We start from the raw sequence: 949 nt of genomic DNA, 5'->3' as shown, positions 1-949 counted from the left end.
AGGACCGCCGAGACGGAGACCGCGATCCCGAACAGCGCGCCCCACCACGGCGCCACGTCGAAGAGCGCCCAGAGGAGCAGGGCGCTGCCGAGCGCCGCCGCCGTGACCGACCCGGCGAAACCCTCCCAGGACTTCTTCGGGCTGATCGAGGGCGCCATCGGGTGCTTGCCGAAGGTGACCCCGGCCGCGTACCCGCCGGTGTCGGAGAGCACCACGGCGACCAGGGTCGCCAGCACCCGCAGGTGCCCGTCGTCGGGGGCCGCGGCGAGCAGCGCCGCGAAACCGCCCAGGAACGGCACGTAGACCGCGATCAGGGTGGCCGCCGTGAGGTCGCGCTGGAAGCCGCCCGGGCCGTCGCCGAGCCGCCAGATCATCGTGCCCAGCACGGTGACCAGCAGACCCAAGCTGAGCGCGTCCGGCCCGGCGAACCAGGCCAGGCCGATCATCAGCACCCCACCGGCGATCAGCGGCACCAGCGGCGGGTGCGCGCCGCTGCGGCGTACCGCCCGGGCCATCTCCCAGATGCCCACGCCGATCGCGGCGGCCACCACGGCGAGGAACGCCGGCAGGTAGAAGAAGAGCGGGACCAGGATCAGCGCGCCGAGCCCGAGGCCCACCCCGATCGCGGCCGGCAGGTTACGGCCGGCCCGGCTCGGTGCCGGCTGCCCGGTCGCGGGCCGGTCCGCGCTGGCCCGGCGCCGGCCGCGCTGCCGCCGGCCCGGGGGCCGCTGCGGCTCGTGCTCCGGCCCGGGCTCGTCCCGCACCGGGGGGAACTGGGAGGTCGGCAGGTCGTCGTCACGGACCGGCGGGAGCGAGGAGGTGGGCACGTCGTCGTCGCGCACCGGGCGCCCGGGAGCGCGCCGGTCGTAGCCGTCGTCGCGGGCCGCGCCGTAACGGTCGTCGCGGCGGTCGTCGCGGTACGGGTCGCCGGTCCCGTCGTACGGGTCGA

At 76.7% G+C, this 949-nt stretch carries 1 protein-coding gene; it reads right to left on the bottom strand.

Annotation, left to right across the window (positions count from 1 at the left end):
* Nucleotides 1-949 (bottom strand): phosphatidate cytidylyltransferase (locus tag ACSNN7_RS28950; protein WP_436684215.1); only part of this gene is annotated, 949 nt, incomplete at both ends.

The sequence above is a fragment of the Micromonospora sp. URMC 105 genome (assembly GCF_051386295.1).
In the GTDB taxonomy this organism is placed as follows: Bacteria; Actinomycetota; Actinomycetes; order Mycobacteriales; family Micromonosporaceae; genus Micromonospora.
This window is presented reverse-complemented; position numbering and strand designations above follow the sequence as displayed.